The organism is Vogesella lacus, assembly GCF_979366295.1.
Window position 1 is genome coordinate 26,123 of the sequence record NZ_CEETQT010000012.1, and the last position, 19,637, is coordinate 45,759.

Genomic DNA, 19,637 nt, shown 5'->3' on the forward strand with positions numbered 1-19,637 from the left:
TATTATTGGCCGCAATCGTGTGATAAACGATTGCGGCCAACCTCCTGTCATGCAAGGGTTAGTTTTCTTATTGTAGCTGGCTTGGCTAGCTAACGTGTCGTATCTGCATATCGGCCAGAGTCGAAAAAGGTATAATGCGTTTTCTTTTCACCCGGCGGTAAGTTCAATCTCATCATCATGCTGTCACGAATCCTGAGCATTTCAGCCGGCATCATCACCGGCGCGGCAATCCTGCTGGCGGGCTTGTTGATCATTGCCATTCTGCTGACTTATCCACGTTTGCCGGATCTGGATATTCTCACCGATTATCGCCCGAAAATTCCGTTGCGGGTTTATACCCAGGACAAGGTTTTGATTGGTGAGTTCGGCGAAGAGCGCCGTTCCTTTGTCCGTATCGACAATGTGCCACAGCTGATGAAGCAGGCAGTACTGGCCGCGGAGGATGAACGTTTCTACCAGCATGGCGGTGTTGATTACATCGGCGTGATGCGTGCTGCCGTAGGTAACGTCGTCTCTGGCCGTGCCCATTCGGGCGCGAGTACGATCACCATGCAGGTCGCCAAGAACTTCTTCCTGTCCAGTGAAAAGACTTTTACCAGAAAGTTTAACGAAGCGCTGCTTTCTTTCAAGATCGAACATACCCTGAGTAAAGACCAGATTCTGGAGCTGTATTTCAACCAGATCTATCTCGGTCAGCGTGCTTACGGTTTTTCTGCGGCGGCACAAGCTTACTATGGCCGTCCGCTCGAGCAACTGACTGTTGCAGAAATGGCGATGCTGGCGGGTTTGCCCAAGGCACCATCCAGTTACAACCCTGTCGTAAATCCGCAGCGCGCCAAGCTGCGTCAGCAATATGTGCTGCGTCGCATGCATGAGCTGAAGTTCATCAGCAAAGAGCAGCTGGATGCAGCGCTGGCCGAGCCTATGCGCCTGGCTACGCGCAATCTGGACAGCACGCTGCCTGCGCAGTATGTGGCGGAAATGGTCCGCCAGGCCATGTACGAACGCTATAAGGACAAAGCCTACACCGAAGGCTTCCGTGTCTATACCACGATCGATAGCCAGCACCAGCAGTGGGCGTTCGATGCCATGCGAGCCGGCCTGATGGATTACGACCGTCGCCAGAGTTATCGTGGTCCCGAGTCCTTTGTGGATCTGGAAAAGGCTGCCGAGGGCGAGTTGGATGAAATGCTGGACGAGGCTCTGTCCGAGTTGCGCGACAGTGGCACCATGCAGCCGGCAATCGTCTTGCAGGCCTCGGCTGGCCGGGTTCAGGTTTATCTGCGCGGCGGGCGCAAGATCGATATCTCGGGTCAGGGGCTGGCATTCGCACGCAGTGCCTTGTCCGAACGGGTAACCCCGGCGCAACGCATCCGTCGCGGCGCCGTAGTGCGGGTAATCGAGGGCGACAAGGGTGCCAGCATCGTGCAGATGCCTCAGGTAGAAGGTGCATTCGTTTCGCTTGATCCGAAAAATGGTGCCATTCGCTCGCTGGTTGGCGGTTTTGACTTCAACCGCAGCAACTTCAACCATGTGACCCAGGCTATTCGTCAGCCCGGCTCCACCTTCAAGCCTTTTGTTTACTCGGCCGGTATCGAGCGTGGCATTACGCCGTCTACCATGATCAACGATGCACCGATCTGGGTAGACCCGGAAACCATCGGCGGCCAACGTTGGGAGCCGAAAAACGATGACAATCGTTATTCGGGCATGATCAGTGTGCGCCGCGCCCTGGCATCGTCGAAAAACCTGGTATCCATCCGTATCCTGATGGCCATCGGTACCGACTATGCTCAGCAATACGTCGGCAGATTCGGCTTCCAGCCACAGAATATCCCGGCGTATCTGACCATGGCGCTGGGGGCCGGTACCGCGACACCACTGGATATGGCAGAAGGCTATGCCGTATTTGCCAATGGCGGCTATCGTACCAAGGCCTATTTCATTGACCGTATCGAAGACTTCAACTCCCGCCTGCTTGCCCGCACGGTACCCAATGTTGCCGGTCAGAATGCCCCGCAAGCGATTGATCCGCGCAATGCCTTTATCGTGAGCAGCATGCTGAAGGATGTTGTACGGGTGGGTACTGCCAACCGTGCCATGGTGCTGGGTCGTCGCGATCTGGCAGGCAAGACCGGTACTACCAATGATTTCCGTGATGCCTGGTTTGCCGGTTTCAATCCGAATCTGGTTGCCATTACCTGGGTCGGTTTTGACCAGCCGCGCAGTCTTGGGCGTTATGGCTATGGCGGTACCGCAGCTTTGCCGATCTGGATCAACTACATGAATCAGGCACTGAAAGGTGTGCCGGATATCGAGTTGCCGATTCCGCCCGGCATTGCCGTGCGTCAGGGTGCGGGCCTTCGTGGCAGCGATGAGTACTATCTGGAGGAGTTCCAGCGTACTAATCCGGAGCTGCGGATCAATAATTCCGGCAAGGTGCCGGGTAGTGATGCCCCGGAAACGGCAGAGGCCAGCAGTGAGCCGGTTGCACCGGCACAGGATGTCACCGAAAACGTCAGAGAACTGCTGTTCTGATCGTCAAAAACAAACAGGCCGCGCAAGCGGCCTGTTTGTTTTGGCAAGTGCCGCTCAAGCAAGCAGGGCGAGCACATTCTCCGGCGGGCGGCCAATCACGGCCTTGCCATTCTGTTCGGCAATCGGGCGCTCCAGCAGATGCGGATAATCCAGCAGAGCCTGACGCAGGTGCTTGTCCTCCAGCGTCACATCATCCAGATGCAGGCGCTGATAATCGTCTTCCTTGCGGCGCATCATCTCGCGCAGCGGCAGGCCCAGTGCCTGCTGCAGCTGTTGCAGCTCGCTATCGGATGGCGGGGTTTTCAAGTATTCGATGACCTGGATATCGGCCTGACGGTCTTGCAGCAGCTTTAGTGCTTCGCGGGATTTGGAACAGCGCGGGTTGTGATAAAAATGGATCATGTACGGGGTGCTTTCTGCCAATATGGTCTTGTTGTTGAACAGACTGTTGTTCGCCAGTCTGTTGTTTTGCTGCTATGGTAAACAGCTTATCCTGAAATGAATGCCGCTACCATGTCGCAATCCTTCCGTCGCCAGCATGGTGCCTTGGCGCTGTTACTGGCGGCGCTGGCCACCCTCGGGCCATTCTCCATTGATACCTTTCTGCCAGCCATGGGCGAGATCGGTCGCGCGCTTGATGCCACGCCGATCGAGATCCAGCAGGCACTTTCCATTTATCTGTTCTGCTATGGCCTGATGATGCTGTGGCACGGTGCCATTTCTGATGCCGTTGGCCGCCGGCCGGTGGTGCTGGTGACGCTGGTGGTGTTCGCGATTGCTTCGGTCGGTTGTGCACTGGCGCCGAATCTTGGCACCTTGTTGTTCTTCCGTGGTGTGCAGGGTCTGTGCGGCGGGGCGGGGTTGGTGGTTGGCCGCGCCATTATCCGGGACCGTTTTGCCGGCGCGGATGCCCAGCGCATGATGTCGCAGGTCACCATGCTGTTCTCGCTGTCACCGGCGGTTGCGCCCATTATTGGCGGCCTGCTGTTTGGCGCTTTTGGCTGGCGTTCGATCTTTGTCTTCATGGCGGTGCTGGGGCTGGTGCTGTTTCTGGCTTGCTGGCGAGTGATGCCAGAAACCCACGCGCCCGAGTCGCGTTCGCCGTTTGCCTGGCGACAATTGCTGAAAAACTATCTGGAAGTCGCCAAGAAGGGTGACTTCCAACTGCTGGCCTGGGCGGTGTCCTTCAACTTTGCCGGTTTCTTTGTCTATATCCCGTCGGCACCGGTGTTCGTCATGCAGCATCTGGGGCTGGGACATAACGGCTTTATCTGGATGTTCGGCCCGGCGGTTAGCGGCATCATGCTGGGCGCTTTTCTGTCCGGTCGTCTGGCTGGCCATTTCAGCGCGCGCGAACAGGTCAATGTGGCCTATGTGATCATGTTTGTTGCGGCTGCGGCCAACCTGTTGCAGGCCTATACCAGTCATGCGGCGCTGCCGTGGGCGGTATTGCCACTGGCGCTCTACACCACGGGCATGTCGTTGGCCGCGCCGGCCATTACCATTGTGCTGATGGACCAGTTTCCGCATCTGCGTGGCACGGTGTCGTCGGTGCAGGGTTTTATCCAGACCATGATGTCGACCCTGCTGGCCGGGGTGGTGGCTCCGCTGGTGTGGGGCTCGGTACAGAATCTGACGCTGACCATGGCCGGCTTCCTCTTGCTTGGTTTCGTCCTGCGCACTTATTACCGCTACCGGCTGGATCGCAGAAAACTGGCGAGTTAACAGACGCTTTGCCATAACTCAGGAAGTGCTGACTTCCGGAGCGGGCAATGCGCATCTGGTACTGGATTCTGCTGCTGACAGGGCTGTTTTCCCTGCGTTTGCAGGCTCAGCCTTTGTTGCTGGTCAGCGGGGAGTGGCCACCGTATGTCTCGGCAGACTTGCCGGGGCAGGGGGCCAGCACTGTGCTGGTGCGCAAGGTGCTGGCCGAGGCCGGGCTCGAGTTGCAGATCAAGCTGGAGAGTTGGCCGCGAGCCGAAGCGATGGTCAGACAGGGCGAAGTGTTTGCCGCTTTCCCCTATCTGAAAACGCCAGAGCGCGACAAGGCTTTCGACTTTTCCACGGCATTCCTGCCGGCGGGTGCCAGCTATCTGTTTTATTACCGGCCCTTGCGGCCAAGCTTGCCCGAGCTGCACAGCATCGCCGATCTTGCCGGCTTGCGGGTAACTTCAGCCAAGGGGTACTGGTATGAGCCGGCCTTTGCCCGCGCGCGCATTCCTTTGCTGTTTGCCAACGATGAAGCGCAGCAATTACGTCTGCTGAAGCATGGTCGCGGTGATGTCGCCCTGCTCAATTACTATCAGGGCTGGTACCTGATTCAGCGGCAATACGGCAAGGAATCAGCCAGCTTTGCCAGCTATCCCTATCCGCTGGAGCATGCTGCCGAACTGTCACTGCTGGTGTCCCGCCACTATCCGGAAAGTGCGCAGCTGCTTCAGCGTATCAATGCCGCGATTGCCCGGCTGACGGCCAATGGCAGCCTTGACGGGCTGAAGCGGGCCAGCATGCAGACGATCAATCTGCCACCGCCGCCTGAACCGGCACGGGTGCTAATACCCTGAGCAAGTCCTGCGGGTCCATGCCGATCAGAAAGCCGCGCTTGCCGCCGTTGATATAAATGCGCGGCAGGGCGGCGATGCTTTCTTCCATGTACACCGGCATGGCGGTGCGGGTGCCGAAAGGACTGGTGCCGCCGACCTGATAGCCGCTGTGCTTGTCGGCGGTCTTGGCATCACAAGGGTTGATCTTCTTGGCGCCGATCTGCTTGGCCAGCATGCCGGTGCCGACTTCGCAATCGCCATGCATCAGTACGATCAGCGGCTTGCGGTTTTCGTCTTCCATCACCAGCGTCTTGATCACTGCGTGCTCATCCACGCCCAGCTCGCGCGAGGACACGCGGGTGCCGCCTTTTTCTTCGTATTTGTAGAGGTGTTCGCTATAGGCCACCTTGTGTTCGCGCAGTACGCGAATCGCCTGGGTCACCGGCGCTTTTTCCTTGGACATGCCGATCTCGATATCTTGCAAAAGCGCTATTTTACGCCGGATGCCAAGGTTGGCCGCAAGCGTTGCCACAAGCGCAGGCACAGCAGCAGCGCCAGTATCGCGGCATAGATCGCCGGTTCGCGGATATCGCGCTTCACCAGCCACCAGTAATGGGTAGCGGCAAGAATGGCCAGCGGGTAGACCAGACGATGCAGCTTGCCCCAGTTGCGTTTGAGCCGGCGCAGCCAGCCATCGGTGGAGGTAACCGCCAGCGGCAACATCAGCACGAAGGCAGCAAAGCCGACGGTGATGAAAGGCCGTTTCATGATGTCGTGGACAATGCCTTGCCAGTCAAAAAACTGGTCCAGCCACAGATAAATCGCCAGATGCAAGCTGGCGTAGAAAAACGCATACAGCCCCAGCATGCGGCGCAGGCGCAAAATCCAGCCCGGCGCGCCAAGAATGCGCAGCGGCGTGAGTGCCAGCGTCAGCCACAACATCTTCAGCGCCCACTCGCCACTGGCGCGGGTCATAGTTTCCACCGGGTTGACGCTGTGGCCGGCGGCGACCTGCCACGCCGTAAACGTCAGCGGCAACAGGCACAGCAAGAACAACAGTCGTTTCAGCCAGTCAATCTGGCCAGCCGTTGGCCGCACCAGCTTGGCTGCCAGACGCGGCAGCGAGAGGGTAGTCAGCATCAGTAGTTCTTCCGCAAATCAAGGCCGCGATACAGGCCGGCGACTTGCTCGCCATAGCCATTGAATATCAGCGTCTTGCGCTTGAAGAATTCGCCGATACGTCGCTCGCTGGCCTGGCTCCAGCGCGGATGATCCACTTCTGGGTTCACGTTTGAATAGAAACCGTACTCCTGTGCATTGGCCATATTCCAGCTGGTCGGCGGCTGTTTTTCGGTCAGGGTGATGCGGCTGATCGACTTGATGCTCTTGAAGCCGTATTTCCACGGTACGACGAGGCGCACCGGTGCGCCGTTCTGTTTCGGCAGCATATCGCCGTACAGGCCGACCGCGAGAATGGTCAGCGGATGCATCGCCTCGTCTATGCGCAGGCCTTCACGGTAGGGCCAGTCAAGCACTCGGCGTGCGACGCCAGGCATTTCGCCGGGACGTAGGGCGGTTTCGAAGGCGACATATTTGGCACGCGAATTCGGCGCCACCTGTTTCAACAGGCTGGCCAGTGGAATGCCTATCCACGGAATCACCATGCTCCAGCCCTCCACACAGCGCAGGCGGTAGATGCGTTCTTCCAGCGGGAATTTCAGCAGCTCCTCCAGCCCGAAAGTGCGTGGTTTGCCGACTTCGCCTGCCACCGTAATTTGCCACGGGCTGGTTTTCAGTCGCTGCGCGTTGACTGCGGGTTCATCCTTGCCGACGCCGAACTCGTAGTAATTGTTGTAGCTGCTGATTTCCTGCAGGCTGTTGGCCTTTTCGCTGGTCGAGTACGGGCTCTTGCCGGCCTTGGGCAGGGCGGCAATGCCGGCGACCGGCAACAGCAGACCGGCACTGCCCAGCATGAACTGGCGACGGTTGAGGTAAACCGACTCGGGGGTGATTTCGGACGACAGGATGTCGCGGGCACGCTGGATCAACATGGCAAACTCCTTGCAGGTATACGCCTTGGTCGGCGCTGGCCGGCAAATCTGACAGCCGAGTTGTAGCAAGTGGCAAGGTTGGCCGCAAGTTGTGGCTAGCTGCGGAAGGGCGGGCAGGGCGTGGCCTGGTGAAAGCGCATGCGCCAGCGCTCTTCATGCCACTGCCACAGCGAGCTGCGTCTGGCGTGGCGGTGGCTGCTGCCGTCAGCGGCCAGATGGCAGCTCAGGTAGCAAAGCTGGATCAGCCCGTTTGCCAGCTCGGTGGCGCAGAAGTCCTGGCTGTGAATATCGGGTGCAGCCACGGCAAGCTCGCCATCCGGCGGAAACAGCGCCAGCGCACCCGCCAGGTCGTACTGTTTGCCGGAATAGCCGAACTCGCGAAACTCGGGGTGCAAGAGTGTGGCAACGCGTGATTGTGCTGGCGTGCCTTGCAGCTCGCGCTCCAGTGCTATCAGCAAGGGCAGGACAGGGTGCATGCTTGGTCCTGATTCAGATATGCACGCCAAACCAGATCAGCACCGCCATGAGGATGGAGCTGACCAGGAGGGCGATGGCCAGTGTGCTGACAAACTGGTGCAGCGTCTGGCGTTGGTCGCGGTTGAACAGCCAGCGCAGCAGCATGATCAGCACGGTAAACAGCAGGAACAGGCGAAACAGGCGACCGATCATGATGGGCAGGCAGAAAATGGCAAAAGAATGATTATTCGGGCGCTTGGCCATCTGTGCAAGCGGCCAGCAGCACGTTAAGCTTGCTGCTTACCAGGAGCAGCCTTGATAAGCGGGTGAAGCAGAGTCGCAAAGACCGCCATAAAGCACCCGATGGCCAGCAATATAGAGGCATTTATGTCCCGAAAAACACCCGGCTCAGTCGGAATCGTGTCCGCACAGCATGCGGATTTTTCCACGCCGCTTTTATTGAAATGCGGGCAGGAGCTTTCTGCCTACCGTCTGGCATTCGAAACCTACGGCACGCTGAATGCGGCCGGCAGCAATGCCATCCTGATTTGTCATGCCCTGTCCGGCCACCATCATGTAGCCGGCCGTCATCACGTCGACGAAAAAGCCGCCGGCTGGTGGGACAATATGGTCGGCCCCGGCAAGCCTATCGATACGGATCGGTTCTTTGTGGTCGGCGTCAATAATCTGGGCGGCTGTCATGGCAGTAGCGGCCCGTCGAGTATCGATGAGTCTTGCGGCCAACCCTGGGGCTCGCGCTTCCCGGTGGTGACCGTGCCCGATTGGGTCACCGCACAGGCCCGTCTGGCTGACCGCCTCGGCATCGAACGCTGGGCGGCGGTGATCGGCGGCTCGCTGGGCGGCATGCAGGCGCTGCAGTGGAGCATCGACTACCCCGAGCGCGTGGCCAATGCGCTGGTGATCGCCTCGGCCCCCAAGTTGTCGGCACAGAATATTGCGTTTAATGATGTCGCGCGTCAGGCCATCATTACTGATCCGGATTTCTGCGGCGGCGACTTTTACGCGCAAGGTACGGTGCCGCGGCGCGGCCTGCGGTTGGCACGCATGCTTGGCCATATCACCTATCTGTCGGATGACGGTATGGGCGAGAAATTCGGCCGCATGCTGCGTTCGGGCGAGTACAAATTCGGTTTTGATGTCGAATTCGAGATCGAGAGCTATCTGCGCTATCAGGGCGACAAGTTTTCCGATTATTTCGATGCCAACACCTATCTGCTGATGACCAAGGCGCTCGATTATTTCGACCCAGCCAAGGATTACGGCGGCGATCTGGTGACGGCGCTGCAAAAAGCCAGTGCCAATTTCCTGGTGGCGAGCTTCACCAGTGACTGGCGTTTCTCGCCCGAGCGTTCGCGCGAGCTGGTGAAGGCACTGATTGCCGCCGGCAAGCGCGTGAGCTACGGCGAGATCGAGTCGGTGCACGGCCACGATGCCTTCCTGATGCTGGACCAGCCTTATGTAGACCTGATGTATGCCTATCTTGATCGTGTTGCTGCGGAGGTGAACGCATGAGCCAGAACCTGACTTTGCGCGCTGACCTGCAGTGTATTGCCGAGTGGATCAAGCCTGACAGCCGCGTGCTCGACCTCGGTTGCGGCGACGGCCAGCTCTTGGCCTGGCTGCAGGCCAACAAGCGTGTTGCCGGTTACGGCGTGGACTTTGACGTCGCCAATGTGGTGCGCTGTACTGCCGCCGGCGTCAATGCGATTCAGGGTGACCTCGAGGCCGGTCTTGCCGAGTTTGGCGACCAGCGTTTCGATCATGTGGTGCTGTCGCAGACCATTCAGGCCATGCGTCACACCGAAGAGATCCTGAATGAAATGCTGCGGGTTGGCCGCGAGGCAATCGTGACCTTCCCCAATTTCGGCTACTGGCAAAACCGCCTGCAGATCCTGCAAGGCCATATGCCGGTTTCCGACGATATGCCTTACCAGTGGTACAACACACCGAATATCCACTGGTGCATGCTGGGTGACTTTGAGGCACTGTGCGCCAAGAACGGCATCCGCATCCTGCAGCGGGTGGTGATGACGGGCGGCAAGCCGGTCAACTTCCTGCCGAATCTGCGGGGCAGTCTGGCGTTTTACCGCGTCGGCAAATAACAGCGGCCGCCAGCAGGCGGCAGCATAAAAATCTTGGGGGATGTTTCAATGGCGGATTTTAGACAGCACGGTGCCTGGCGCCTGCTGATGATCTGGATACTCGGCTTTGCCAGCGGTTTGCCGCTGGCCTTGTCGGGTACGGCAATGCAGGCGTGGCTGACGGTGGATGGCATCGACATCGCCACCATCGGCTTTCTGAGTCTGGTGGGCTTGCCGTATACCTTCAAATTCTTGTGGGCACCGTTGATGGACCGCTTCGAGCCGCCGTTTCTCGGCCGTCGTCGTGGTTGGCTGGTGTTGACCCAGCTGGGCTTGGCCGCCACGCTGTTTGCGATGTCAGGCGTGTCGCCGGCTCAGGATGTACAGGCCTTTGCCTTGCTGGCGGTGCTGATTGCCTTCCTGTCGGCCTCGCAAGACGTGGTGATTGATGCTTACCGTACTGATGTGGTGGCACCGGAAGAGCGCGGCATGGCGTCTTCGCTCGGCGTCTTCGGCTATCGTCTGGCGATGATCCTGTCTGGCGGTATCGCCATGGTGTGGGCCGATCCGGTAAACGGCAATGGCTGGAACTGGAACACGGTTTATCAGGTAATGGCCGGCATCATGCTGGTGGCGGCGGTGATCTCGCTGCTGCTGGTACCAGCCGTGCCCAAGAACAATGTTGCCCCGCAAAGCGAGGCACGCAACGACCTGATGGGCTTTGCCGCGCTGCTGATCGCGGTGGTGATCGGTTACCAGTTCACTACCCGTGTCGCGACGCCGCTGGCCGACAGCATCGTTACGCCGCTGTTCCCGCCGGTGGCAGAAGCGCCGGCGGCGCCTGCGGCCAACTCTGCGCCGGCAACGGCTGTTGTCGCCAAGCCTGCCGAGATCAAACCTGCAGAAGCCAAGCCGGCCGACAGCAAGCCGGCTGATGCCAAACCGGCAGAGGCCAAGAAGGATGAAGGTAAAAAGGACAATCCGAACAAGAAGCGCTGGGCTGACTTGCTGTCTTTGCTGATGGGCGTAGCCTTCACCCTGCCGCTGGCGTGGTGGGCGGCCAAACTGGCGCGATTTGAAACGCTGAATCGCTCGCTGGGCAATTATTTCAGCATGGAGGCGGCCGGCGCTTTCCTCGCGCTGATCATCCTCTACAAACTTGGCGATGCCTTCGCCGGTGCGCTGACAACCACCTTCCTGCTCAAGGGCGTAGGCTTTGCCCAGGCTGAAATCGGCGTGGTCAACAAGGTGATCGGTATCTGGCTGACCATCGTTGGTGCCTTGCTTGGTGGTGCGCTGATGATGCGGCTGGGCCTGTATCGTTCGCTGATGCTGTTTGGCGTGTTGCAGCTGGTGTCCAACCTTGGCTTCTGGCTGGTGGCGGTCGAGGGCAAGGGCGCGTGGGGCGGCTTTGAAATGCCGGCCTTCGACTGGCTGATCGTGCAACTGAAAGAGGCATCACAGGTCGATTACCTGTTGCTGTTTGCGGTGGCTATCGAGAACCTGTCTGGCGGTATGGGCACGGCGGCTTTTGTTGCCTTCCTGATGGCGCTGTGTAACCAGAAGTTCACTGCGACCCAGTTTGCGCTGCTGTCTGCTTTTGCGGCCATCGGCCGTGTCTGGGTAGGGCCAATGGCCGGTGTACTGACCGAAAGCATAGGCTGGCCGTCGTTCTTCCTGTTCTCGACGGTGATGGCTTTGCCGGGCTTGTATATGCTGTGGCATTTGCGGGCGCGGGTGGCGGCACTTGATGTGCCGAAGTTTGCCGGCGCGCTGGATGATTGATGAATGAGCCGGGGCGATAAGCCCCGGCAAAACGGAGGAAAAATGGTCAAGCTCATGGCGGTAGCTCTGTGTGGCGTACTGACAATCGGCGTGGCACAGGCGCAGACGGTAGAGCAGATGCTGTTGGCCGCACAGATGGCCTATCAGCAGGCGGATAGCCGTCTGCAGCAGGCTCAGCGCCAGAAACAGCAAGCTGATGAGGCACGTCAGCAGGCCGAGCAACGGCTTGCCCAGTTGCAGCAGCAACTGGCACAGGCACAGTTGGCCGCACAGAATGCCGATCGTGCGCTGGTCGAGGCCGAGAATGCGATGCAACAGGCGCAGCAGGTGTTGATGCAGGTGTGGCAACAACGCGATGCCAAACCCTGAGCCCCAGTTTGATTTGATGGCTGCAAGCCTGCAGGGCGACAGGGTTCGCGTCGGATAGCCGGCCGAATGTGTGTGGCTATTGTGCCGCAGGGGCCTTTGCTGCCGGCGCAGAGGCGGTCAGCCCCTTGAGTTGACGCAAGCGCTGGCTGGTCAGTTCAGCCTGTTGCTGGATGGTGCTGATTTCGGCGCGGCGTATCTTTTGCTGTTGCTGGTTTTCACGCAGCATCGCCTGCTGGACTTGCAGCTGGCTTTGCAGGCCTTCTGTTGTCCGGCTGTTAGTGCCGCCTGCTTTGGCAACTTCCTGCCTGAGTTTGCCGATATCGCCTTGCAGCTTTTTCTCCTGCTCAAGCAGCAGTCGCAGTCCGGGCTCGAGTTGTGCCAGTTGCTTGTCGCGATCCCGGAGAACGTCGCGTTCGCTCTGATAGCGCTCTTGCAGCAGCATGTCAGTTCTTTGCTGCTGCAGCTGTTGTTGCTGTTGCGAGAGTCTGGCGCGATTGGCCGCCTCGCGGGCGGCGATCTCCTCGGCGGACTCGCCTTTCTTGATGACCTGCCCCTGACGATCAAGCTGGGTGACCCCGCCAGGCTGGCTGACCGGCGGCGGGTAGTCACTGTAAAACACCCGCCCGTTGGCATCTTTCCACTTGTACAGTGGCGCGGCCTGCAACATCAGTGGCAGACAGCACAGCAGCACGGGCAGGGCGGTTTTCATTTAGCTGTTGACTCCATACTGGGCACGATAAGCACGTGTCGCTTCCAGGTTTTCTGCCAGCTCCGGGCTGCCTTCAAGGAAACCCAACAGGTCGTTGAGGTTGGCAATCGCCACAACCGGAATACCAAAGTCGCGCACGACTTCCTGTACTGCCGACAACTCGCCCTGGCCGCGTTCCATGCGGTCGATCATGATCGCCACACCGGCCGGCTCGGCGCCAGCGGCGCGGATCAACTCGACAGACTCGCGTACCGAGGTACCGGCCGAGATCACGTCGTCGATGATCAGGATCTTGCCTTTCAGCGGTGCGCCCACCAAGGTGCCGCCTTCGCCGTGGTCCTTGGCTTCCTTGCGGTTGTAGGCATACGGCACATTGCGGCCGTTTTCGGCCAGCGCCATCGATGCGGCAGCAGCAAGGATGATCCCTTTGTAGGCCGGCCCGAAAATCATGTCAAACTCAACGCCGCTATCCTGAATCGAGCGGCCAAAAAAGCGGGCAACCTGTAGAATGCTTTCGCCGTCATTGAAGTGACCGGCATTGAAGAAGTAGGGCGAGTTGCGGCCAGCCTTGGTCACGAAGGAGCCAAAACGCAATACCTGCTTGCTCAGCGCAAAACGAATAAAATCCTGACGAAAATCGCTCATTTCCCTTACCTCTTGAAATAACACTTTGACGTGGCTGAAAAAAACGCGGCAAGGATACCACGGGAGACCCCATGCTTCGAATCGTTTCTGCCAATCTGAATGGCATTCGCTCTGCTGACAAGAAGGGCTTTTTTGACTGGCTGGCCAAACATGAAGCCGATTTTGTCTGCGTGCAAGAGCTCAAGGCGCAAGAGGCCGACCTGTCGCCGCTGATGCGTGCGCCGGGGCCGCTCAAGGGCTTTTTCCATTATGCCGAGAAGAAGGGCTACAGCGGTGTCGGCATCTACAGCAAACATGAGCCTGATCAAGTGATTACCGGCCTTGGCGTTGACTGGATCGATGCCGAAGGCCGCTATCTGCAGCTCGATTACGGCAATCTGTCGGTGATCTCGCTGTATCTGCCGTCCGGCTCCAGCTCGGAAGAGCGCCAGGACGTGAAGTTCCGCTTTCTTGACGTGTTCAAGCCGCATCTGGACACCTTGGCCGCACAGGGCCGCGAGGTGGTGATCTGCGGTGACTGGAATATCGCCCACAACGAGATCGACCTGAAAAACTGGAAGGGCAATCTCAAAAACTCGGGCTTTCTGCCGGAAGAGCGCGCCTGGATGACGCAGTTGCTGGCTGATGGCTGGTGTGATGTGTGGCGTCGCCTGTATCCGGAACAGCCCGGCTACACCTGGTGGAGCAATCGCGGCCAGGCCTATGCCAAGGATGTGGGCTGGCGTATCGACTACCACATCGTCAGCCCGGCGCTGATGGCCAAGGCGCGTGCGGCCAACGTTTACAAGGACGAGAAGTTCTCCGACCACGCGCCGCTGACCGTGGACTACGACTGGAGCCGCTGATGCTGGATGATGATGACGTGTTTCTGGTGACGGTACCGGGCTGGGGCAATTCCGGCCCGCAGCACTGGCAAAGCTACTGGGAAGTGCTGTACCCGCTGGCCATGCGTGCCGAGCAGGACGACTGGCTGTATCCGCAGCGCGATGCCTGGGTGAAGCGGCTCGACGAAACCATCCGGCGCTGCAGCGGCAAGGTGGTGTTGGCCGCACACAGCCTGGGCTGTCATACCGCAGTGGCGTGGCTGGGGCAGGCAAGCCTCATCGAGCAGAAGAAGATCAAGGGTCTGCTGCTGGTGGCGCCTCCGGCCCTGCCGATTACGCCGGAGCGCGCGCTGGCCAGTGGGGAGCTGCCGGCTGGTGCCGCCGTGCCGGATTTTGCCGGCTTCGAGAGCTTGCGCGAACTGCGCTTGCCGGTGCCGGTACGCATGGTGGCCAGTCATGATGACCTGTTCTGCGACTGGGCCGAGAGCGAACGCATGGCGGCAGCGTGGGGCGTGAAGCTGCTGGACGCCGGCAATGCCGGTCATATGGGCAGCCATAGCGGCCTGCGCGACTGGAAGGCCGGGCAAAGGCTGATCCAGCAGCTGATGCTGGACTAACAAAAAATGCCGCGAATGCGGCATTTTTTGTGGCTGGAGTCCTTCAGGGCTTACTGACAGGCAGCCTGCAGCGCCGCCAGCGCCTGTTCGACATAGCGCTCTTTCTCGCCGACCGGCGCGACGTAGTGCAGGGCAGCTCGTGCGCTGTCTTCGCCGAGCAGTTGCCACAGCAGCCAGGCCGCGAGATACGCCGAGGCCATGCAGCCACCGGCGGTGGCGACCCTGCCTTGGACATGCAGCGGCTTGTCCAGCGGCTGCAAGCCCATTTCGCTGAGCCACGGTGCACTGATCAGGTCGGTGCAGGCGATGCCTTGCGGCAGATGGCCGAGTTTTGCCAGCAGCAGGGTGCCGGAGCATTGTGCGGCCAACAGCTGGCGGGCGGGGTCGAACTGCAGCCGCGCCAGCAGGGCCTCATCCTGCAGGAACTCGCGCGTGCGCTTGCCGCTGCCGACCAGTACCGCATCGGCACTGGCGGCCTCTTCGAGCGTGATATGGCCATGCAGGGTGACGCCATTCATCGAGGTGACCTGCGGCGTAGGGGTGGCCAGCGACACGCGCAGGCCGGCCGCGCGATTGAGGATGCCGAGGGCAATCAGCGAATCCAGCTCGTTAAAGCCGTCCAGGGTGATGATGGCGACGTGCATGGGGTTTCCTGTCAGTGCTTGTCAAAGGTTGGCCGCAAGGTTCAGACGGCGGTGCTGACCGGGCGCAGCGGGTCGCTGCACCATTCGCTCCACGAGCCGGCATACAGGCGCGCGCCTTCGAGGCCGGCATGTTCCAGCGCCAAGAGATTGTGGCAGGCGGTGACGCCGCTGCCGCAGTAGATGATGGCATCACTGGCTTTTTCGCCATCGAGAACCGCCAGCCATTCGGCGCGCAGTTCGGCGGCCGGCTTGAAGCGGCCATCGGCCTGCAGATTGAGGCCGAAGAAACGGTTGCGTGCACCGGGGATATGGCCGGCGACCGGGTCCAGCGTTTCGTTCTGGCCGGCAAAACGGTCGCTGCTGCGCGAGTCGACCAGCAGGTATTTCGGCTCGCACAGGTTGGCCGCAATATCGTCTGCCGTGACGCGGGCAACCAGCGGTGCGCCGATGCTGAAGCGGGTGGTGGATTTGCTGGCCGGTTCGCGATCCAGCTCGCCGCCGGCCGCCTGCCAGGCTTTCAGGCCGCCATCGAGTACAGCAACGGCTTCGTGGCCCAGCCAGCGCAACAGCCACCAGGCGCGGGCGGCATAGCGGCCATCAAGATCGTCATAGCAGACGACCTGGGTGCCGGGGCTGATGCCCAGCGAGCCCAGAGTGACAGCGAGGCGCTGGCCATCGGGCAGCGGGTGGCGGCCGTTCTGGCCGTTTTTCGGGCCGGACAGGTGGTAATCGAGATGCAGGAAATGCGCGCCGGGCAGATGGCCCAGATCCCAGGCGGCGGCGCCGTATTCGGGATTGGCGAGGTCAAAGCGGCAGTCAATCAGCACGGCCGGGGTGGCCAGTTGCTGCAATTGTTCGGCGCTGATCAGCGTGGTGTACATGGCTTGCTCCTTGATGGGGGAGCCGCTTCCTGGCCGGTCTGTGCCGCGAGACCGGCAGGGAAGAGGTTCCGTTTTGGACGAAACCTCACCTTAACATTGTCATAAGCCGGGCGGCAAATGTCGGGTTCAGCTGTCCTGACGCGACAGCAGTGCGGCTTGCAGCCGTTCGAACAGCTTCTCCGGTACTGCCGGTGTCACCTCGCGCTGTGGCTGGCCCCAGACGGGCTGCGGGAAGTGCTTGTCGTTGCCGAAACGCGGAATCACATGCCAGTGCAGATGTGGCACCACATTGCCGAAACTGGCGAGATTGATCTTGTCCGGCTGCAGCACGGCGCGTACGGCGCGTTCGGTGCGCATCACCCAGTTCAGCAGGTGGGCGCAGTCCTGATCGTTCAGATCGCTCATTTCCTTGACGTGATCGTGCCAGATCACGCGGCAAAAACCGGGGTAATCGGCATCATCGACCAGAATCACGCGCAGTTTGCCGTCCTGGTACAGCGGGTGAGGATGGGGCTGGCACAGTTCGCATTGCATCTTGCTGTCTCCTTCAGGGTTGGCCGCAATATTCCGGCATCTTAATGACAACAGCCCCGCGAGGCAAAGCTCGCGGGGCTGTCGGCGTCGTCACCGTGCTGCCGTTCAGGCGGCGGCGGTATCGTTACGCGGCCAACCTTGCGGGATCGAGGACAGCAGCTTGCGCGTGTACTCGTGCTTCGGGTTGTCGTAGATGGTGTCGGAGTCGGACTGCTCGACCAGTACACCGTGCTGCATCACCATGACCTGGTCGGAGATGTGTTTTACCACCGACAGATCGTGCGAGATGAACAGGTAGGACAGGTTGAATTCGTCCTGCAGCTCCTGCAGCAGGTTCAGTACCTGTGCCTGTACCGACACGTCGAGGGCGGAAACCGACTCGTCGCAGATCAGTACTTCCGGCTTCATGGTCAGGCAGCGCGCGATGGCGATACGCTGACGCTGGCCGCCGGAGAACTCGTGCGGGTACTTGGCCATGGCGCTGCGCGGCAGGCTGACACGTTCGAGCAGATCACCGGCCATCTTGCGGCGTTCCGCTTCGTTGGCACCGATACCGTGCAGGGTCATCGGCTCGGTCAGGATCTCGCCCACGGTGAAGCGCGGGTTCAGCGAGGCGTAAGGGTTCTGGAAGATGATCTGGATGCGACGCTTGTAGGCGTGGAATTCGGCCGGGCTCATGGCGAGGATGTCCTTGCCATCAAAGAAGGCCTTGCCCGAAGTCGCTTCGTGCAGACGCATCAGGCACAGGCCGACGGTGGTCTTGCCGGAGCCGGATTCGCCGACGATACCCAGGGTCTTGCCGCGTTCCAGTTGGAAAGACACGTCTTTCACCGCATGGAATACGTGCTTGCCGAACAGGCCTTTGCGGCTGGTGAAGTCCATGCACAGATTCTGTACATCCAGTACCAGATCGCCATTGCCGCTGAAGCCGCGCGGACGATGCGGCGGCTCGACATACGGGGTGTCCTGCAGGAAGTCGTCGATGACGGCCAGCTTGGACGGGCGACGGTCGAGGTGCGGACGGCAGTTCAGCAGCGCCATGGTGTAGCTGTCTTTCGGCCGCTCGAACACCTGCTGGATGTCGCCATGCTCGCGGATCACGCCGTGACGCATCACCACCACTTCATCGGCAAATTCACCCACCACGCCCAGGTCGTGGGTGATGAACAGTACCGACATGCCGTGCTTTTTCTGCAGCTGGGAGATCAGCTCCAGAATCTGCTTCTGGATGGTGACGTCCAGCGCGGTGGTCGGTTCGTCGGCGATCAGCAGTTTCGGTTCGCAGGCAATCGCCATGGCGATCATCACGCGCTGCTGTTGGCCGCCGGACAACTCGTGCGGGAAGCTGTCGATCTTGCGGGCCGGGTCAGGCAGGCCGACTTCGGTCAACAGCTCGATGGCACGTGCACGCGCCGCCTTGCCACTCAGATTGGTGTGCAGCTCCAGCGTTTCGATGATCTGGTTGCCGACGGTGAACACCGGGTTCAGCGAGGTCATCGGTTCCTGGAAGATCATGGCGATATCGCGGCCGCGAATCTCGCGCAGTTCCTTAGCATTGGCCTTCAGCAGGTCACGGCCTTCGAACAGGATCTGGCTGTCAGCCGAATACTCGGTATTGGTTTCCGGCAGCAGGCGCATTACCGCCATGGAGGTTACCGATTTGCCGGAACCGGATTCGCCAACCAGCGCCACGGTGCGGTTGTGCGGAATCTCGATATTGATGCCCTTCAGGGCCTCGAAGCGATCGCCGCTTTCCATGCGGAAATTGACGCGCAGATTGCGAATGCTCAGCAGATTTTGGGTCATGTTCTCGCGTCCTTATTTCACTTTCGGGTCCAGCGCATCGCGCAGGCTGTCAGTCAGCATGCTGAAGGCGGTTACCAGTACAGCCATGAACAGGGTCACGGTCACCATCTGCCACCAGTAGCCCTGTACCAGCTCGCCCGGTGCTTCGGCCAGCATGGAGCCCCAGCTGGTTTCGGTCACGCCGACACCAAAGCCAAGGAAGGACAGAATCACTTCGGACTTGATCAGGCCTACGGTCAGCAGGGAGAACTGCACCAGAATCAGGTGGCTGATGTTAGGCAGAATGTGGCGGAACATACGCTGGGTGTGCGGGGTGCCGATGGCATCCGCAGCCTTCACGTACTCGCGGCTCTTGTGCTTCATGAACTCGGCGCGAACCAGGCGGAAAGTACCGTCCCAGGTAGTCAGCGCGAATACCATAATGATCACTTCGATACCGCGGCCAAGTACGGCGGCAAACGCCAGCAACAGCAGCATGTTCGGGATCGAGGTGAACACCGAGTAGAACCACATCAGGCAGTCATCGACGCGGCGACCGAAATAGCCGGCGCAAGCACCGAGGATGGTACCGATGGAGATGGCGCAGAACGCACCCACCAGGCCTACCAGCAGCGAGGTGGAGGTGCCTTGCAGGACTTTTTGCAGGACGTCACGGCCACGCTGGTCAGCGCCAAACGGCAGGGTTTCTTCCAGTTTGACTTCTTCGACCTGGTACTGGGCAGCGTTGGTGTTGACCTCGGCCATTACGGCTGCCAGCGGGTCGTCAGCAGCGCTCAGACCGGTGGCGGCGTTTTCGCCGGCAGCAGCACTGGCTTCGGCAATACCTTCGGCGTCAACGGCCTTCATATTGTCGATATTATCGGCAGTCAGCTCGACATAGCCCGGGCCGTATTCCTTGAACAGGGTAGGCGGCGCGTAGGACTTGGCGACTTCCTTGCGCCAGTCACTGGCAACGAGGCCAGACCAGCCACCGATGGCCAGCAGGATGAAGCCGACCACGATCCACAGCGAAACAAAGCCGATGCGATCGCGTTTCAGGCGTTGCCAGCCCAGCTGCCACAGGCTGCGGGATGCCGGTTCTTGTGCGTTGGCCGCAGTGGCCAGAGTTTGGGTTTGTGCAGACATGGCGATTC

The 19,637-nt window shown here is 60.0% G+C and carries 22 protein-coding genes; 9 read left to right on the top strand and 13 right to left on the bottom strand.

What is annotated here, in order from left to right:
- Window positions 1–177: 177 nt before the first annotated feature.
- Complete coding sequence (locus ACZ9W6_RS15385; RefSeq protein WP_465192053.1) at window positions 178–2,538, top strand: penicillin-binding protein 1A; 2,361 nt, start codon at window positions 178–180, stop codon at window positions 2,536–2,538.
- Between the two features lie 54 nt (window positions 2,539–2,592).
- On the opposite strand, the gene arsC is transcribed toward ACZ9W6_RS15385, so the two are convergent.
- Window positions 2,593–2,940, bottom strand: a complete 348-nt coding sequence (gene arsC / locus ACZ9W6_RS15390; RefSeq protein WP_465192054.1) for an arsenate reductase (glutaredoxin) — start codon at window positions 2,938–2,940, stop codon at window positions 2,593–2,595.
- Between the two features lie 111 nt (window positions 2,941–3,051).
- On the opposite strand from arsC, the gene ACZ9W6_RS15395 reads away from it, so the two are divergent.
- Entirely contained in the window at window positions 3,052–4,263 is a 1,212-nt protein-coding gene (locus tag ACZ9W6_RS15395) for a multidrug effflux MFS transporter (RefSeq protein ID WP_465192055.1), read from the top strand.
- A 47-nt stretch (window positions 4,264–4,310) separates the two neighbouring features.
- Window positions 4,311–5,102 carry a substrate-binding periplasmic protein gene (locus ACZ9W6_RS15400; protein WP_465192056.1) on the top strand — a complete coding sequence of 264 codons (792 nt, stop codon included), beginning with the start codon at window positions 4,311–4,313 and terminating at the stop codon, window positions 5,100–5,102.
- Here ACZ9W6_RS15400 and ybaK read toward each other — a convergent pair.
- The 5 genes from ybaK to ACZ9W6_RS15425 all read right to left on the bottom strand — a co-directional run bounded on the left by ybaK (window position 5,056) and on the right by ACZ9W6_RS15425 (window position 7,852).
- Window positions 5,056–5,544: a Cys-tRNA(Pro) deacylase gene (gene ybaK, locus ACZ9W6_RS15405; RefSeq protein ID WP_465192057.1), complete on the bottom strand. Its 489-nt coding sequence runs from the start codon at window positions 5,542–5,544 to the stop codon at window positions 5,056–5,058. The genes ACZ9W6_RS15400 and ybaK overlap by 47 nt on opposite strands.
- A gap of 26 nt (window positions 5,545–5,570) precedes the next feature.
- Complete coding sequence (locus tag ACZ9W6_RS15410; protein ID WP_465192058.1) at window positions 5,571–6,221, bottom strand: protein-methionine-sulfoxide reductase heme-binding subunit MsrQ; 651 nt, start codon at window positions 6,219–6,221, stop codon at window positions 5,571–5,573.
- A complete protein-coding gene (gene msrP / locus ACZ9W6_RS15415; protein WP_465192059.1) occupies window positions 6,221–7,132 on the bottom strand; it encodes a protein-methionine-sulfoxide reductase catalytic subunit MsrP in 912 nt (303 codons plus the stop codon). Before msrP ends, ACZ9W6_RS15410 begins: the two co-directional genes overlap by 1 nt.
- Window positions 7,133–7,227: 95 nt before the next feature.
- Entirely contained in the window at window positions 7,228–7,608 is a 381-nt protein-coding gene (locus ACZ9W6_RS15420) for a nuclear transport factor 2 family protein (RefSeq protein ID WP_465192061.1), read from the bottom strand.
- 13 nt (window positions 7,609–7,621) lie between these two features.
- Window positions 7,622–7,852, bottom strand: a complete 231-nt coding sequence (locus ACZ9W6_RS15425) for a protein MIGRI (RefSeq protein ID WP_465192063.1) — start codon at window positions 7,850–7,852, stop codon at window positions 7,622–7,624.
- A gap of 123 nt (window positions 7,853–7,975) precedes the next feature.
- On the opposite strand from ACZ9W6_RS15425, the gene metX reads away from it, so the two are divergent.
- Genes metX through ACZ9W6_RS15445 form a run of 4 tightly spaced genes read left to right on the top strand, consistent with a single transcriptional unit; the run spans window position 7,976 to window position 11,844 of the window.
- The gene (gene metX / locus ACZ9W6_RS15430; protein ID WP_465192064.1) at window positions 7,976–9,121 is read left to right on the top strand and encodes a homoserine O-succinyltransferase MetX; all 1,146 of its coding nucleotides are present in this window, start codon (window positions 7,976–7,978) and stop codon (window positions 9,119–9,121) included.
- Window positions 9,118–9,711 (top strand): methionine biosynthesis protein MetW, encoded by a 594-nt coding sequence (gene metW / locus ACZ9W6_RS15435; protein WP_465192065.1) that lies wholly within the window; start codon window positions 9,118–9,120, stop codon window positions 9,709–9,711. The genes metX and metW overlap by 4 nt, the downstream gene beginning before the upstream one ends.
- Window positions 9,712–9,759: 48 nt before the next feature.
- Window positions 9,760–11,475, top strand: coding sequence for an AmpG family muropeptide MFS transporter (locus tag ACZ9W6_RS15440; RefSeq protein WP_465192066.1), 1,716 nt, complete (start codon window positions 9,760–9,762; stop codon window positions 11,473–11,475).
- Window positions 11,476–11,517: 42 nt separating this feature from the next.
- Complete coding sequence (locus tag ACZ9W6_RS15445) at window positions 11,518–11,844, top strand: hypothetical protein (RefSeq protein WP_465192067.1); 327 nt, start codon at window positions 11,518–11,520, stop codon at window positions 11,842–11,844.
- Window positions 11,845–11,920: 76 nt separating this feature from the next.
- Here the strand turns inward: ACZ9W6_RS15445 and ACZ9W6_RS15450 are convergent, their stop codons facing one another.
- On the bottom strand, window positions 11,921–12,553 hold the full coding sequence (locus ACZ9W6_RS15450) for a DUF4124 domain-containing protein (protein ID WP_465192068.1): 633 nt from the start codon (window positions 12,551–12,553) through the stop codon (window positions 11,921–11,923).
- Window positions 12,554–13,198 carry an orotate phosphoribosyltransferase gene (pyrE, locus tag ACZ9W6_RS15455; RefSeq protein ID WP_465192070.1) on the bottom strand — a complete coding sequence of 215 codons (645 nt, stop codon included), beginning with the start codon at window positions 13,196–13,198 and terminating at the stop codon, window positions 12,554–12,556.
- A 71-nt stretch (window positions 13,199–13,269) separates the two neighbouring features.
- Between pyrE and ACZ9W6_RS15460 the strand changes: the two genes are divergently transcribed.
- Window positions 13,270–14,043, top strand: a complete 774-nt coding sequence (locus ACZ9W6_RS15460) for an exodeoxyribonuclease III (RefSeq protein ID WP_465192071.1) — start codon at window positions 13,270–13,272, stop codon at window positions 14,041–14,043.
- Window positions 14,043–14,639 carry an RBBP9/YdeN family alpha/beta hydrolase gene (locus ACZ9W6_RS15465; RefSeq protein ID WP_465192072.1) on the top strand — a complete coding sequence of 199 codons (597 nt, stop codon included), beginning with the start codon at window positions 14,043–14,045 and terminating at the stop codon, window positions 14,637–14,639. The genes ACZ9W6_RS15460 and ACZ9W6_RS15465 overlap by 1 nt, the downstream gene beginning before the upstream one ends.
- A gap of 50 nt (window positions 14,640–14,689) precedes the next feature.
- Here ACZ9W6_RS15465 and ACZ9W6_RS15470 read toward each other — a convergent pair whose 3' ends face one another.
- From ACZ9W6_RS15470 to ACZ9W6_RS15490, 5 genes are all read right to left on the bottom strand, one after another.
- Complete coding sequence (locus tag ACZ9W6_RS15470) at window positions 14,690–15,283, bottom strand: DJ-1/PfpI family protein (protein WP_465192073.1); 594 nt, start codon at window positions 15,281–15,283, stop codon at window positions 14,690–14,692.
- 41 nt (window positions 15,284–15,324) lie between these two features.
- Complete coding sequence (locus ACZ9W6_RS15475) at window positions 15,325–16,164, bottom strand: sulfurtransferase (RefSeq protein ID WP_465192074.1); 840 nt, start codon at window positions 16,162–16,164, stop codon at window positions 15,325–15,327.
- Window positions 16,165–16,290: 126 nt separating this feature from the next.
- Window positions 16,291–16,698, bottom strand: coding sequence for an HIT family protein (locus tag ACZ9W6_RS15480; protein ID WP_465192075.1), 408 nt, complete (start codon window positions 16,696–16,698; stop codon window positions 16,291–16,293).
- Between the two features lie 105 nt (window positions 16,699–16,803).
- A complete protein-coding gene (locus ACZ9W6_RS15485; protein ID WP_465192076.1) occupies window positions 16,804–18,504 on the bottom strand; it encodes an ABC transporter ATP-binding protein in 1,701 nt (566 codons plus the stop codon).
- Window positions 18,505–18,516: 12 nt separating this feature from the next.
- Entirely contained in the window at window positions 18,517–19,629 is a 1,113-nt protein-coding gene (locus ACZ9W6_RS15490) for an ABC transporter permease (protein WP_465192077.1), read from the bottom strand.
- Between the last annotated feature and the right edge of the window lie 8 nt (window positions 19,630–19,637).